General features: G+C 56.9%; 1 protein-coding gene. It reads right to left on the bottom strand.

Annotated elements, in window-relative coordinates; translation table 11 throughout:
• Positions 1 to 57 precede the first annotated feature (57 nt).
• Positions 58 to 486, bottom strand: coding sequence for a YbjQ family protein (locus RE6C_RS04510; protein ID WP_390175913.1), 429 nt, complete (start codon positions 484 to 486; stop codon positions 58 to 60).
• Between the last annotated feature and the right edge of the window lie 36 nt (positions 487 to 522).

Genomic DNA, 522 nt, shown 5'->3' on the forward strand with positions numbered 1-522 from the left:
GCGGTGCGAGAAAGCAGCATAGACACCTGCATCAACAAACTGCACGACATCAATGTATCAGGGGGATGCGTTGGGAGTTCGAGGATTCGCGATGACGGCGGTGCCGCTGCTGCAGATCATCAGCATCGATCTGCCCACGGTTGAATAGTCGAATCGTATTCCGATCACGGCGTTCGCACCCAGTTGTTTGGCTCGCTCGGACATTTCCTTGAGGGCCGCATTGCGACCGCGAATCAGTACTTTTTCATAGTCGCCAGCGCGACCGCCAACCACGTCTGTGAACGCTGCCGAGATATCTCGCAGAACGTTCGCACCATAAATGGTCTCGCCGAAGACTGGGCCTCGATAGGCTTCGATCGTGTTCCTGAAAGGTGTGGTGGCGACGGCCTGCGTCTGAGTCAGCGTGAGGAACGACGGAATATAACACGCCGGCCCACCGGGCGGGGTGTCGGGCCACTCGAGTGCCGGCGTGATGCTAAATGTGATTGGAACGCTTTTGGGCGATTGTTGTTTGTGATCACG

The sequence above is a fragment of the Rhodopirellula europaea 6C genome, from assembly GCF_000338295.1.
Classification (GTDB): domain Bacteria; phylum Planctomycetota; class Planctomycetia; order Pirellulales; family Pirellulaceae; genus Rhodopirellula; species Rhodopirellula europaea.